This is a genomic window from Methylobacterium sp. BI1 (assembly GCF_056680125.1).
In genome coordinates, this window is record NZ_CM155267.1 from 3,966,035 (window position 1) to 3,979,770 (window position 13,736).

General features: G+C 71.7%; 11 protein-coding genes. 10 read left to right on the forward strand and 1 reads right to left on the reverse strand.

The window, feature by feature from the left end; genetic code table 11:
* The first annotated feature begins 8 nt into the window (after positions 1 to 8).
* Positions 9 to 860: an urease accessory protein UreD gene (locus AC1MGR_RS18750; protein WP_480234836.1), complete on the forward strand. Its 852-nt coding sequence runs from the start codon at positions 9 to 11 to the stop codon at positions 858 to 860.
* A gap of 6 nt (positions 861 to 866) precedes the next feature.
* On the opposite strand, the gene nikR is transcribed toward AC1MGR_RS18750, so the two are convergent.
* Complete coding sequence (nikR, locus tag AC1MGR_RS18755) at positions 867 to 1,364, reverse strand: nickel-responsive transcriptional regulator NikR (RefSeq protein WP_108034349.1); 498 nt, start codon at positions 1,362 to 1,364, stop codon at positions 867 to 869.
* Between the two features lie 106 nt (positions 1,365 to 1,470).
* On the opposite strand from nikR, the gene AC1MGR_RS18760 reads away from it, so the two are divergent.
* The 9 genes from AC1MGR_RS18760 to atzF all read left to right on the forward strand — a co-directional run bounded on the left by AC1MGR_RS18760 (position 1,471) and on the right by atzF (position 13,646).
* Positions 1,471 to 2,499: an ABC transporter substrate-binding protein gene (locus AC1MGR_RS18760; protein WP_108034348.1), complete on the forward strand. Its 1,029-nt coding sequence runs from the start codon at positions 1,471 to 1,473 to the stop codon at positions 2,497 to 2,499.
* 23 nt (positions 2,500 to 2,522) lie between these two features.
* Positions 2,523 to 3,578 (forward strand): ABC transporter permease, encoded by a 1,056-nt coding sequence (locus tag AC1MGR_RS18765; protein WP_480234837.1) that lies wholly within the window; start codon positions 2,523 to 2,525, stop codon positions 3,576 to 3,578.
* Positions 3,575 to 4,528 (forward strand): ABC transporter ATP-binding protein, encoded by a 954-nt coding sequence (locus tag AC1MGR_RS18770; RefSeq protein ID WP_480232532.1) that lies wholly within the window; start codon positions 3,575 to 3,577, stop codon positions 4,526 to 4,528. The genes AC1MGR_RS18765 and AC1MGR_RS18770 overlap by 4 nt, the downstream gene beginning before the upstream one ends.
* On the forward strand, positions 4,528 to 5,301 hold the full coding sequence (locus AC1MGR_RS18775) for a creatininase family protein (protein WP_480232533.1): 774 nt from the start codon (positions 4,528 to 4,530) through the stop codon (positions 5,299 to 5,301). Before AC1MGR_RS18770 ends, AC1MGR_RS18775 begins: the two co-directional genes overlap by 1 nt.
* 13 nt (positions 5,302 to 5,314) lie before the next feature.
* Positions 5,315 to 6,688 carry a type III glutamate--ammonia ligase gene (gene glnT, locus AC1MGR_RS18780; protein ID WP_480232534.1) on the forward strand — a complete coding sequence of 458 codons (1,374 nt, stop codon included), beginning with the start codon at positions 5,315 to 5,317 and terminating at the stop codon, positions 6,686 to 6,688.
* Positions 6,689 to 6,790: 102 nt separating this feature from the next.
* Positions 6,791 to 7,657 carry an urea amidolyase associated protein UAAP1 gene (locus tag AC1MGR_RS18785; RefSeq protein WP_480232535.1) on the forward strand — a complete coding sequence of 289 codons (867 nt, stop codon included), beginning with the start codon at positions 6,791 to 6,793 and terminating at the stop codon, positions 7,655 to 7,657.
* 13 nt (positions 7,658 to 7,670) lie between these two features.
* A complete protein-coding gene (locus tag AC1MGR_RS18790) occupies positions 7,671 to 8,288 on the forward strand; it encodes an urea amidolyase associated protein UAAP2 (RefSeq protein WP_480232536.1) in 618 nt (205 codons plus the stop codon).
* A complete protein-coding gene (gene uca / locus AC1MGR_RS18795; RefSeq protein WP_480232537.1) occupies positions 8,288 to 11,836 on the forward strand; it encodes an urea carboxylase in 3,549 nt (1,182 codons plus the stop codon). The genes AC1MGR_RS18790 and uca overlap by 1 nt, the downstream gene beginning before the upstream one ends.
* Before the next feature lie 4 nt (positions 11,837 to 11,840).
* Positions 11,841 to 13,646, forward strand: a complete 1,806-nt coding sequence (atzF, locus tag AC1MGR_RS18800) for an allophanate hydrolase (protein WP_480232538.1) — start codon at positions 11,841 to 11,843, stop codon at positions 13,644 to 13,646.
* Positions 13,647 to 13,736 lie beyond the last annotated feature (90 nt).

Here is a 13,736-nt window from a genome sequence, read left to right on the forward strand (position 1 = left end):
CCGCCTTGCTGAACCCCGACGCTCCGGCGTCCCTCGTCGCGGCGCCGGAGCGCCAGCGCTCGCAGGGCCGTATCCACCTGCACGTGGCCTGCGCGGACGGGCACGACACCCGCATCCTCGACATCGCCGAGGGCGGTCCGCTGCGCCTGCGCCTGCCCCGCCGGCCGAAGGGCCCGTGCGAGGCGGTGCTGCTCAACACGGCCGGCGGCATCGCCTGCGGTGATGCCTTCCGCGTCACCGCCGATGTCGGTGCGGGGGCCGACCTCACCCTGACCACCACGGCCGCCGAGAAGGTCTACCGCTCGGACGGGCCGGTGAGCCGGATCGCCACCGCGGTGACGGTGGGCGCCGGAGGGCGGCTCGCGCACCTGCCGCAGGAAACGATCCTGTTCGACCGGGCCGCGCTGGCGCGGCGCTTCGAGGCGGACCTGGCGCCGGGCGCCCACCTCCTCGCCTTCGAGGCCATCACCTTCGGGCGTACCGCCCGCAACGAGCCGATGACGCGGGGCCATCTCACCGACACCTGGCGCATCCGCCGCGACGGACGTCTCGTCTACGCCGACACCCTGCGCCTCGACGGGGCGCTCACGGACCAGCTCGCCCGCACGGCGATCGGCAACGGCGCCCGGGCAATGGCGACATTGCTCGACGTTTCGCACGAGGCGGAGGGGCGGCTCGACGCGGTCCGCGCCCTCCTCGACGCGACCGGCGCCGAGGGCGTGGCGGCCGCCGCCAGCGCCTGGAACGGCCACCTCGTCGTGCGCCTCCTCGGCCGCGATCCGGACGCCCTGCGGGCCGTGGCCCAGCGCCTCCTCACCGCCTATCGCGGACGGCCCCTCCCCCGGGTCTGGCAGAGCTGAACGGCTTCAGGCCGGGTCCCCCGGGAAGGGGTGGATCGGCGGGATCAGGGCGGCCACCAGCTCGAGGCGCCCCGATATGACGCCGCGCTCGGTGATCATCGCGTCCGCGATGGTCTGGAGCTTGTCCGCCGGGCCCTGCACGAGCACGACTTCCAGGGTCTGGTTGTGCATCAGGTGCACGTGCAGCGAGGAGATCACCTCGGCGATGTAGCGGCGCTGCAACTCGGCCAGGCGCTGCTGCAGGCCGTTGGCGAGGTGGTCGTAGCAGAGGGTGATGGTCCCCACCATCACGCGGTCGCCGACCTGATGCCGGTGCTCGACCAGGGAGCGGTGCAGGATCGTCGCCACCGCCTGCGAGCGGCTGGCGAACCCGCGCTCACCCACCATGGTGTCGAGTTCGCTCAGGAGATCCTCGGACAGGGACAGGCTGACCCGGCTCACCGGCCGCCTGCGCGCATTGTCCACCTCCGTGGGGACCCCCGAAGCCGTCGCGCCCTCAACCATCGGTAACCTCCCACCGTTTCGACCATCCTGGCACGCCTTTTGTATCCATGAAATCCCGTCGGTATTACGATTTCGTCAGATCGTACTACGCGCCTGGAGATCACAGATGCGCATGTCCTCGGTCCTCGCCGCCACCCGCAGGCACGTCACCGGCGGCCTCCTGGCCCTCGGCCTCGGCAGCCTCGGCCTGCTGGCCGCGGCCCCCGTCGCGGTCGGCCCCGTCCAGGCCGCGGAACCCCTGCGCATCGGCTACAGCGACTGGCCCGGCTGGGTCGCCTGGCAGGTCGCCATCGAGAAGGGCTGGTTGAAGGAAGCCGGCATCGACGCGAAGTTCGAGTGGTTCGACTACTCGGCCTCCATGGATGCCTTCTCGGCGGGCAAGCTCGATGCGGTGACCTGCACCAACGGCGATGCCCTCGTGATGGGCGGCAATGGCGCCAAGAACGTCATGATCATGCTGACCGACTACTCGAACGGCAACGACATCATCGTCGGCAAGCCGGGCGTGAAGGCGCTGGCCGAGCTGAAGGGCAAGAAGGTCGGGCTCGAAGTCGGGCTGGTGGAACACCTGCTCCTCATCAATGGCCTGACCAAGCTGGGGCTGAAGGAGACCGACGTCTCCCTCGTCAACGTGAAGACCAACGAGACGCCCCAGGTTCTGGCCTCCGGCGACGTCTCGGCGGTCGGCGCCTGGCAGCCCATCGCCGGCCAGGCGATGAAGGGCGCCGCTGGTGCCCGCCCGCTCTACACCTCCGCCGATGAGCCGGGACTCATCTACGACGTGGTGACGGTGACGCCCGCGAGCCTCGCCGCCCGCCGGGCCGACTGGATCAAGTTCGTGGCGGTCTGGGACAAGGTCGTGGCCTACATCCAGGACCCGAAGACGCAGGCCGACGCCGTCGCCATCATGGCCGCCAAGGTCGGCATCGAGCCGCCGGTCTTCACCCGCTTCCTCAAGGGCACCAAGCTCCTGACCCTGGCCGAGGGCCGTAAGGTGATGGCCGATGCCGAGGGCTTCGGCTCCCTCTACGGGTCGAGCCGCTACGCCGACGCCTTCAACGTCAAGTACGAGGTCTACAAGGCCGCGCAGGACGTGAAGGGCTACATCGACCCGGCGCTGACGGACGGCAAGTGAGCGCCGGGCCGCGCACCGACGGGATGCCACGCCCCCTGCCCCAGGGCGGCGCGACGGGGGAGCCGGCCCTCGCCGGCGCTCTCCCGCAGCGGTCGGTCGCCGTTCCGGCGAAGGCCGGTGCGCGGCGGCGCTCCTGGGTGGGCGTCGCCCGGCCGCTCTCGTCCCGGCGCCGGACCGTGCTGGCGGTGCTCTCCTTCCTGCTGCCGGTCCTGGTCTGGGCCGCGGTCTCCTACGTGCCCTTCCTCTGGCATCCCCTGGTGGAAGTCACGGACCCCGGCGAGGTCGCCTGGATGGAGCCGGGCATGCGGGTGCCGAAGGCCGCCTTCGCCGACGAGGTCGCCGGAGCGCAGGCGGCCAAGGGCGCGGTGCCCGCCGGCATCCCCGCCAACCCGGTCTACCTGCCCGCGCCGCACGAGGTCGCGGCGGCGCTCTGGACGTCGCTGACCGCGACGCCGACCCAGCGCGACGCGATCCGCCTGCCCCTGAGCCTGTGGCACTCGATCCAGATCATCTTCTGGGGCTTCCTGCTCTCGTCCGTGGTCGGGGTGCCGCTGGGCATCCTCTGCGGGGCGCAGCCGACCCTGGCGCGGCTGACCGAGCCGGTCATCGAGTTCGTCCGCTACATGCCGGCCCCCGCCTTCGGGGCGCTGATGGTGGCGATCCTCGGCATCTACGATGGCCCCAAGATCGCGATCATCGTGATCGGGACGTTCTTCCAGCAGGTGCTGGTCATCGCCAACACGACGCGGCGGATCGAGCCGCTGCTGATCGAGGCCGCCCTGACGCTCGGCGCGCGCAATCTCCGCCTGATCCGCCGGGTCATCGTGCCGGCGATGCTGCCGCAGCTCTACCGCGACCAGCGCATCCTGCTCGGATGGGCCTGGACCTACCTCATCGTCGCCGAACTCATCGGCACCTCTTCCGGCATCACCTTCTTCATCACCCAGCAGGCCCGCTACCAGCACTTCGAGAACGTCTACGCGGCGATCCTCATCATCGGCCTCGTCGGCTCGGCCACCGACCTCGCCCTGGCCTGGATCGGGCGCCGGCTCTTCCCCTACGACCGGAGCGAGGCATGACGCGCGCCGACGCCCTTTCCCCGCCCATGCCTATCCCCCTGCCGGTGGAGCCTTGCGACTACCGCACCCTGTCCGAGCCGGTGCGGGCACGCTTCGCCAAACTGAAGAGCCGTGAGGTCGCCCTCAGCGTCGAGGGCCTCGGCAAGGTCTTCCGCAGCTCGGGCGGCGGCCAGACGACGGCCCTGCGCGGCATCGACCTCGTCACGCATCGGCGCGAATTCCTCTGCGTCGTCGGCCCCTCCGGCTGTGGCAAGTCCACCTTCGTCCGCATCCTCGCCGGGCTGGAGACGGCGAGTTCCGGCGTGGTCCGGGTCGGCGGCGTGCCGGTCACCGGGCCGGGGGCCGACCGCGGCATGGTCTTCCAGGGCTACACGCTCTTCCCCTGGCTCAGCGTCCTGCGCAACGTCGCCTTCGGCCTGGAGGAGAACGGCACGCCCCGCCGGGAAGCCGAGCGCGAGGCCCGGCAATGGCTGGCCCTGATCGGCCTCGAAGCCTTCGCGGAGGCCTACCCGCACCAGCTGTCGGGGGGCATGAAGCAGCGCGTCGCCATCGCGCGGGCACTGGCCACCCGGCCGCGCATCCTCCTCATGGACGAGCCGTTCTCGGCCCTCGACACCCAGTCGCGGGCGCGGATGCAGGCCTACCTCATCGAGATCTGGCGCAAGATCGACATCACCATCGTGTTCATCACCCATGACCTCGACGAGGCCGTGTTGCTCGCCGACCGCATCCTGGTACTGAAGGCGCATCCGGGCGAAGTGGCCGAGCTGATCGAGGTGCCGGTGCCGCGCCCGCGCAGCCCCGACCAGATGCTCGGGCCGGAGTTCCGGGCCACCCGCGCCCGGCTCGACGCGCTGATCCATCCACCGAAGGACGAGGCCGAAGCCGACGAGCCCGCGGCGACGGCCCTCGTCACCCGCATGGCGCCGGCCGGCGACGAGGTCGAGTGATGGCCGCCGCGCCGCTGCTCTGGTCCGAGCGCACCTGGGAAGAGATTCCGGGCGACCTCGCGGCCGTGTCCCGGGCCGCGATCCTGCCGGTGGGGGCCACCGAGCAGCACGGCCCGCATCTCGGCTGCGGCATGGATTTCGTACTGGCCGAGCGCCTCGCCCACGCGGTCTCGGCGCAGACCCGCGTCCCGGTGCTGCCGACGCTGCCCTATGGCTGCTCCCTCGGCCACAGCCGGCGCTGGCCGGGCACGATCACCCTCGACCCGCTGGTGATGACCCAACTCGTCGCGCAGATCGGCACGTCCGCCTATCATTCGGGCGTGCGGCGGCTGTTCCTGGTCAACGCCCACGTCACCAACGCCGCCCCCCTGCGCTGCGCCCTGGAGATGCTGCGCGCCGCCCATGACGACCTCATGGTGGCGCTGGTGAACTCGGCGACGGTCAGCGAGCGCGTGCGCGCGGCCCATTTCGCCGATGCCGCGGACTGGCACGCCAACGCCGCCGAAACCGCTTTGATGATGGCGACGGCGCCCGCCCTGGTCCGCCCGGACCGGATCTCCGGGGCGGACGATCCCGACCGGACCGAGGGCCTGGTCTTCGCTCATCCGGTCAACCGTACCAGCCGGAACGGCGTCACCGGGCGGCCATCGCAGGCGAGCCGCGCCGAGGGCGAGCGCCTGTTCGGCTGGATGGTCGAGGACCTGTCGGCCCTCGTCCGGCGCAGTCTCGGCGAGTCCCCGCCCCTTCCCCATCCCTACGACGTTTCCGCGTAAGAGGAGCGAGCCCGTGGCTCACACGACCGACATCGACCCCGCCATCGCCGCCCTGCAGGCCGACCTGCGCGCCAAGGGCGTGAAGTACGTCATCGGCGCCTATGTCGACATCCACGGCGCGCAGAAGGCCAAGGTGGTGCCCATCGACCACCTGCCCCAGATGGCCGCCGGCTCCGAGCGCTACACCGGCTACGCCCTCGACGGCCTCGGCCAGGCCCCGAACGAGGACGAGCTCGCCTCGGTGCCGGACCTCTCCAACGTGATCCAGCTGCCCTGGGAGCCGAAGCTCGCCTGGACCCCGGCCGACCTGACGTTTCAGGGCCGGCCCTACCCGCTCTCCACCCGCGTGGCGCTGAAGTCGGTGCTCGCGCAGGCCGAGGCGATGGGCTTCGGCTTCAACCTCGGCATCGAGTGCGAGATCTTCCTCCTCCGGCAGGCGGCGGACGGATCGCTGCACACGCCGGTCCCGGACGATAAGCTGGTGAAGCCCTGCTACGATGTGCGCGGCTTCGTCGACAATTTTTCCTGGCTCGACAAGGTCGCCACCACGATCAACGATCTCGGCTGGGACCTGTATTCCTTCGACCACGAGGATGCGAACGGCCAGTTCGAGTTCGACTTCAACTACGCCGACGCCCTGACCATGTGCGACCGGCTCACCTTCTTCCGCATGATGGCGAAGCACTACGCCAAGGAGGAAGGGCTGGTCGCCACGATGATGCCGAAGCCGTTCGCCGACCGCACCGGCAACGGCGCGCACTTCAACATGTCGCTGTTCGACCGCGAGACCGGCCGCAACGCCTTCGCCTGCGATCCTGCCGCCGACCCGCGCGGCCTCGGCCTCACCGAGACCGGCTTCCATTTCATCGGCGGCGTGCTGAAGCATGGCCGCGCCCTCTGCGCCGCCTTCGCCCCCACGGTGAACAGCTACAAGCGCCTCGTGCGCCAGGGCGCGATGGCGGGCTTCTCCTGGGCGCCGGTCTTCAACTCCTACGGTTCGAACAACCGCACCAACTCGGTGCGCGTGCCGGCCGGCGGGGGACGCTGCGAGAGCCGCAACGCCGACGGTGCCGTGAACCCCTACCTCGCCGCCGCCCTGGTGCTCGCGGCCGGCCTGGAGGGCGTGCGCGAGCGGATCGACCCCGGCGCGCCGAACGAGGACAACCTCTACGACCTCAGCGATGCCGAGCGCGAGGCCCGGGGCATCGCCTTCCTGCCGCAGACCCTGATGGAGGCGGTGGAGGCCTTCGCCGCCGATCCCCTGGTGGAGCGGACCCTCGGCAAGGCCCTGCGCGACGAGTTCATCCGCTACAAGACCGCCGAGTGGCAGGACTATCATCTCACCGTCAGCGCCTGGGAGATCGAGCGCTACAGCCACCTGTTCTAGGCGACCCCGCGCCACCCGCATCTGCCCGGCCGGGACGACCCGGCCTCGTGAACAGGGCTCACCATCGGCCGGGACGACCCGGCGGACGATCGAGGAACGGGCATGACCACGGCGTCACCGACCACCACGGAAGAGACCACCACGGAAGAGACCACCACGGAAGAGACCACCACGGAAGAGACCATCGCCGAGAACCGGCGGCGCTACGAGGCGCTGAAGCGCGCGGGGCAGGACCAGGCGCCCCGCGCGCTGCCGCCGCCTTCGCCCCTCGGCCTGCCGCTCGCCGGCCAGGTCCTGCACGTCGAGACCCTCCCGGGCGGCTGGTACTGGACGACGCATCTGGCCCGGGGCGAGGCCCTGCGCCTCGCCCTCGACTACGGCCCGGCGAGCGTCGCCCTGGTCGCCTGGAGCGCGGCAGACCCGTCCGAGCGGCTGAACTACGCGGACACCGTGAAGGTGCAGTGGACCACCGCCCTGCAGAAGGGCCGGGTCCTGTTCTCCGACATGGGCCGGGTGATGCTCTCGCTGACCGAAGATTCCTGCGGCGCGCACGATTCCCTCGCGGGTGGCTCCAATGCCGCCTCCAACGCCGCGCGCTATCCCGGCGGCCCCCACCGCAACACCCGGGACAACCTCGTCCTCGCCGCCCTGAAGGCCGGGCTGGACCGGCGCGACATCCCCGCCCTGGTCAGCTTCTTCGCCCCCGTGAGCGTCGGCCCGGAAGGGCGGCTGGCCTGGAACGAGGCCGGTCGCCGGCGCGGCGACTTCGTCGACCTGCGCGCCGAGATGGACCTCACCGTCACACTGTCGAACTGTCCCCACCCCTTCGATCCGGCCGCCGGCTACGCGCCCAGCCCCGTGGCGGTCACCCGCTTCCGGGCCCCGCCCGCGGAGGCGGACGACCTCTGTCGCACGGCGACGCCCGAAGCCGTGCGCGGCTTCGAGAACAACGCCCGGGCCGGGCAGTGAGGGAGGACGCAGCATGACCGACGTGAAGACGATTCTCGACGTCGCCGTGCCGGCCCAGGCGCCCTGGTCCGGTCTCGTGCGCCGGGGCCAGACCCTGCGCATCACCGACACGGAGGGCTGCCAGGCGGTCGACACCCTGTTCTACCGCGCCGACGATCTCGGCGAGCGCTACTCCTCCCAGGACACCGTGCGGATGCAGGGCGCGGCCTACGTCACCGTCGGTACGCCGCTCGTTTCCAGCGAGGGTCGGGTGATGGCGCGGGTCACGGCCGATTCCTGCGGCCGCCACGACACTTCCGCCGGAGCCTGCTCCTGCGAGAGCAACACCGTCCGCTTCGGGCACGCTACCCGGTACCTGCATGCCTGCCGCGAGAACTTCGCCCTGGAGGTGGCCCGGTACGGCCTCACGAAGCGCGACATCCCGCCGAACATCAACTTCTTCATGAACGTGCCGATCGAGCAGAACGGCGATCTCGCCATCGTCGACGGCGTCTCGGCGCCGGGCGACTACGTCGAGATCACGGCGGAGATGGACGTGATCTGCGTGATCTCGAACTGCCCGCAGATCAACAACCCCTGCAACGGCTTCAACCCGACGCCGATCCGGGTCACGATCCGGGACGCGGCCTGATGTTCGCGAAGATCCTCATCGCCAATCGGGGCGAGATCGCGCGCCGCATCGTGCGCACCTGCCGGCGCATGGGCATCGCCTCGGTGGCGGTCTATTCCGATGCCGACCGCTTCACCCGTGGCGTGCTGGAGGCCGACGAGGCCGTGCGCCTCGGGCCGGCCCCTGCCGCGGAGAGCTACCTCGACGTCGAGGCGGTGATCGCTGCCTGCCGGGCCACCGGGGCGCAGGCGGTGCATCCGGGCTACGGCTTCCTCTCCGAGAACGTCGCCTTCGCCGAGCGGCTGGCGGCCGAGGGAATCGTCTTCATCGGCCCGAAGCCCGAGCATCTCTCCGCCTTCGGCCTGAAGCACACCGCCCGCGAACTCGCCCGGGCGAGCGGGGTGCCGCTCCTGCCCGGCACCGACCTCCTGCCCGACTGCGCCGCGGCCCTCGCGGCGGCCGAGGCCATCGGCTATCCGGTGATGCTCAAGAGCACGGCCGGCGGCGGCGGAATCGGCATGCGCCTCTGCGCCTCGGCCGAGGAACTGGCCGAGCACTACGCCGCGGTGGAGCGCACGGCCCGTGCCAGCTTCGGCGATGCGCGGGTCTATCTCGAGCGCTTCGTCGGCGCCGCCCGGCACGTCGAGGTGCAGATCTTCGGCGATGGACAGGGCCGTGTCGTGGCCCTGGGTGAGCGCGACTGCTCGCTCCAGCGGCGGAACCAGAAGGTGATCGAGGAGACCCCGGCGCCGAACCTGCCGGACGCGGTCCGCGCGCGCCTCCACGCGGCGGCCGTCGCCCTCGGAACCCGCGTCGCCTACGCCTCTGCCGGCACCGTCGAGTTCATCTACGATCCGGTCCGGGCGGATTTCGCGTTCCTCGAGGTGAACACCCGCCTCCAGGTCGAGCATCCGGTCACCGAGGCGGTCTTCGGCATCGACCTCGTCGAGTGGATGATCCGCCAGGCCGCCGGCGAGGACGTCATCGGCGCGGCCGGCCCCCTGGTCCCGAGGGGGGCCGCCATGGAGGCGCGCCTCTACGCGGAGATCCCGCACGCCAACTTCGCCCCGAGCGCGGGCCTTCTCACCGAGGTGCGCTTTCCCGAAGGGATCCGGATCGACGGCTGGATCGAGACCGGCACCGAGGTGACGCCGTTCTACGACCCGATGCTGGCCAAGATCATCGTCACGGGGGCCGACCGTCCCGCCGCCCTCGCGGCCCTGCGCACGGCCCTGGACGGCACGGCCGTCTCGGGCATCGAGACCAACCGCGACTACCTGCGCGCCATCGCGGCCTCCGCTCTCTTCGCCGAGGGCCGGGTCGCCACCACGGCCCTGCGCGACTTCGTCTTCCATCCGCGCAGCGTCGAGGTGCTGCTGCCCGGTGCCCAGTCGAGCCTGCAGGAGCTGCCCGGCCGCGTCGGCCTCTGGCACGTGGGCGTGCCGCCGAGCGGCCCGATGGACGCCCGCAGCTTCCGCGAGGCCAATGCCCGGGTGGGCAACCCGCCCGACACCTGCGCCCTCGAGCTCACGGTGTCCGGCCCGACCCTGCGCTTCCACGCCGACACCATCGTGGCGGTCTGCGGCGCCCGGATGCCGGCGAAACTCGACGGCGCCGAGCAGCCCCACGGCACGAGCTTCCCGGTGCGGGCCGGTCAGACGCTGAGCCTCGGGGCCATCGCCGGCCCCGGCCAGCGCAGCTACCTCGCCCTGCGCGGCGGGTTCGCGGCCCCGGTCGTGCTCGGCTCCCGCGCCACCTTCGCCCTCGGTGCGTTCGGCGGGCATGCCACCGGCGTGCTGAAGGCCGGCGACGTGCTCCATCTCGGCGATGCCCCGCAGGAGGCGGTCGACGGCCCGGAGCCGGCGCCGCTCACCCAAGACTGGACCCTCGGCGTCGTCTACGGCCCGCACGGCGCGCCGGACTTCTTTCAGGACGCGGACATCGCCGACCTGTTCTCGGCCACCTATAAGGTGCACTTCAATTCCGCCCGCACCGGCGTGCGCCTGATGGGGCCGACCCCGCGCTGGGCACGGACGGATGGCGGCGAGGCGGGCCTGCACCCCTCCAACCTGCACGACAACGCCTACGCCATCGGCGCCATCGACTTCACCGGCGACATGCCGATCCTCCTCGGCCCCGACGGCCCCAGCCTCGGCGGCTTCGTCTGCCCCGCCGTGATTGCGCGCGACGAACTCTGGAAGATGGGTCAGCTGCGCCCGGGTGACCGGGTGCGGTTCAGCCCCGTCGCACGCCCGGGGGACGACGTGCCGGCACCCGCGGACCCGCCTGCCGCCCTCCCGGCTCCGGCGATCCGGCGCGGCTCGCCCATCCTGGCCGCGGACGAATCCGGTCCCGTCCCGGTGGCCTATCGCCGTCAGGGCGACGACAACCTCCTCGTCGAGTACGGCCCGATGGCCCTCGATATCGGCATCCGGATGCGCGTCCACCTCCTCGCGCAGGCGGTGGTGGAGGCGCGACTCACCGGTCTCATCGACCTCACCCCCGGCATCCGCTCGCTGCAGATCCACTACGACGGCGTGACCCTGCCCCGGAGCCGCCTCCTCGGCACCTTGCGGGAGATCGAGGCAAGCCTGCCCCGCGTCGAGGACGTCACCGTCGAGAGCCGGACCGTCCACCTGCCCCTGTCCTGGAACGACCCCCAGGCGGCGCTCGCCATGCGCAAGTATCAGGATCTGGTCCGCCCGAACGCGCCCTGGTGCCCGTCGAACATCGAGTTCATCCGCCGGATCAACGGGCTCGACGACGAGCAGGCCGTGCGGACCATCATCTTCGACGCCCAGTACCTCGTCCTGGGCCTCGGCGACGTCTATCTCGGAGCGCCGGTGGCGACGCCGGTGGACCCGCGCCATCGCCTCGTGACGACGAAGTACAACCCCGCCCGCACCTGGACGCCCGAGAATGCCGTCGGCATTGGCGGCGCCTACATGTGCATCTACGGCATGGAGGGGCCGGGCGGGTACCAGCTCTTCGGGCGCACCATCCAGATGTGGAACACCTGGCGGACGACCCGGGAATTCGTGCCCGGTCACCCCTGGCTCCTGCGCCCCTTCGACCGGATCCGATTCTTCCCCGTCGATCCGGCCGAGCTGACGGAGGCGCGCGCCGCCTTCCCGCACGGAGCCTATCCGGTGCGGATCGAGGACGGGACCTTCTCCTACGCCGCCCATCGCGCCGAGCTGGCGGCGCATGCCCCGGAGATCCAGGCGGCCAAGGCGCGCCAGCAGGCGGCCTACGAGGCTGAGCGCCAGCGCTGGAAGGCGGAAGGGCTCGACAGCTTCGTGGCCGAGGAGGCCTTCTCGGACGGCACGGAGGATGCAGTGCCCCCCGGCTGCCTCGGCGTGCCGACCACGGTGCCGGGCAACGTCTGGAAGCTGCTGGTCGCCCCGGGCGACCGGGTCGCCGCGGGGGAGACCGTGGCGATCCTGGAATCGATGAAGATGGAAATCGCCGTCGCCGCCCCGGCGGCGGGCCTCGTGCGGGAGATCCGGGCCCAGCCCGGCCGGACCCTGCGCGGCGGCGACCTTGTCGCGGTGATCGAGGAGATCTGAACCCATGCTGCCCACGATCCTGGACATCGCGAGCCTGCGCGCGGCCTTCGCCTCCGGCAGCCTCGACCCGGTCGGCCTCGCTGAGATCGTCGCCGAGCGGATGGCCGCTTCGGCGGACCCGGCGATCTTCATCACGCCGGTTCCGCGCGCCGATCTCGTTGCGGCGGCCCGCACCCTGATGGCGGCGCACCCCGAGCCGAATTCCCTGCCGCTCTGGGGCCTGCCCTTCGCCGTGAAGGACAACATCGACGTGGCGGGCCTGCCCACCACCGCCGCCTGCCCCGCCTTCGCCTACAGGCCGGAGCGGGACGCCGTGGTCGTGGGCCGCCTCAAGGCGGCGGGTGCCCTGGTGATCGGCAAGACCAACCTCGACCAGTTCGCCACCGGCCTCAACGGAACCCGCTCGCCCTACGGCGCCCCGCGCAGCGTCTTCAACGTCGACTACGTCTCGGGCGGGTCGAGCTCCGGCTCCGCCGTGGCCGTGGCGGCCGGGCTCGCCTGCTTCAGCCTCGGCACCGACACCGCCGGCTCCGGCCGCGTGCCGGCGGCCTTCAACAACATCGTGGGCATCAAGCCGACGCCGGGGGCGCTGAGCACCACCGGCCTCGTGCCTGCCTGCCGCAGCCTCGACTGCATCACGGTCTTCGCGGGCACCGTGGGCGACGGCGTCGCCGTGCGCCGGATCGCGGAAGGCTTCGACCCGGCCGACCCGTATTCGCGCGCGGCGGTCCCGCATCCGCTTCCGGCCACCGGCCTGCGCTTCGGCGTGCTCGCACCGGCCGAGCGCGAGTTCTACGGCGATACCGAGACGGCGGCCCTCTACGACGCCGCCATCGCCCGTCTGGAGCGCCTCGGCGCCGTCGCGGTGCCGTTCGACTACGCGCCGTTCCGCGAGATCGCCGCGCTCCTGTACGACGGGCCCTGGGTCGCCGAGCGGCTGGCGGCCGTCGAGGCCTTCCACGCCGATCACGCCGCGGCGATCGACCCGAGCGTCCGCGCCATCCTCGACTCGGCCCGTGCCTACAGCGCCGTCGACGCCTTCCGGGGCCGCTACGCCTTCGAGGCCCTCAAGCGCCGCACCGACGCGATCCTGGCCGAGATCGACGTGCTGCTGCTGCCGACCGCGCCGACCACCTACTCGGTGGCCGAGATGGAAGCCGAGCCCATCGTCCGGAACAGCCATTTCGGCCGCTACACCAACTTCGCCAACCTGCTCGGCATGGCCGCCATCGCGGTCCCGGCCGGGTTCCGCCGGGACGGCTTGCCGGCGGGCGTGATGCTGGTCGGACCCGGCTTCAGCGACGAAGCCCTGGCGCCCTGGGCCGATGCCCTCCATCGCACCCTCGACGGCGGCATGGGCGTGGACCGCACCCATTCCCTGCCCGAGGAAAGCCGGGTCGCCCCTGCCGTGTCCGCGCAGATCCCCCTGGTGGTGGTCGGCGCCCATCTCACCGGGCTCGCCCTCAACCACCAGCTCCAGGACCTCGGGGCGACTTTCCTGCGCGCGACCCGGACGGCGGCCGACTACCGGCTCTATGCCCTGCCGGGCACGGTGCCGCCGAAGCCCGGCCTCGTGCGCGCGCCCGGTTTCGAGGGCCCCGGACTCGAGGTCGAGGTCTGGGCGCTCGACCCGGCGGCCTTCGGGCGCTTCGCCGCCGCGATCCCGGCGCCGCTGGGCATCGGCAAGATCGCGCTCGCCGACGGCGAGGCCGTCTCGGGCTTCCTCTGCGAGGCCCACGCTGTCGTGGAAGCACCGGAAATCACCCGGCACGGGGGGTGGAGGGCCTACCTCGCCGCCGGGCGTGCCTGAGCCACGAACCCGCCGACCCTTGCGACGGCCGGCGGGCTTGCCCTAAACCCCGGTTCGGCAGGCCCCCGTGCCCGCATCGAAGAGGATCCG

Excerpts from the sequence above, each read along its gene's own strand:
- AC1MGR_RS18770 (WP_480232532.1), top strand. The coding sequence starts at position 3,575 with ATGACGCGCGCCGACGCCCTTTCCCCGCCCATGCCTATCCCCCTGCCG.
- AC1MGR_RS18790 (WP_480232536.1), top strand. The coding sequence starts at position 7,671 with ATGACCGACGTGAAGACGATTCTCGACGTCGCCGTGCCGGCCCAGGCG.
- atzF (WP_480232538.1), top strand. The coding sequence starts at position 11,841 with ATGCTGCCCACGATCCTGGACATCGCGAGCCTGCGCGCGGCCTTCGCC.
- AC1MGR_RS18765 (WP_480234837.1), top strand. The coding sequence starts at position 2,523 with ATGCCACGCCCCCTGCCCCAGGGCGGCGCGACGGGGGAGCCGGCCCTC.
- AC1MGR_RS18785 (WP_480232535.1), top strand. The coding sequence starts at position 6,791 with ATGACCACGGCGTCACCGACCACCACGGAAGAGACCACCACGGAAGAG.
- uca (WP_480232537.1), top strand. The coding sequence starts at position 8,288 with ATGTTCGCGAAGATCCTCATCGCCAATCGGGGCGAGATCGCGCGCCGC.
- nikR (WP_108034349.1), bottom strand. The coding sequence starts at position 1,364 with ATGGTTGAGGGCGCGACGGCTTCGGGGGTCCCCACGGAGGTGGACAAT.
- AC1MGR_RS18760 (WP_108034348.1), top strand. The coding sequence starts at position 1,471 with ATGCGCATGTCCTCGGTCCTCGCCGCCACCCGCAGGCACGTCACCGGC.
- AC1MGR_RS18775 (WP_480232533.1), top strand. The coding sequence starts at position 4,528 with ATGGCCGCCGCGCCGCTGCTCTGGTCCGAGCGCACCTGGGAAGAGATT.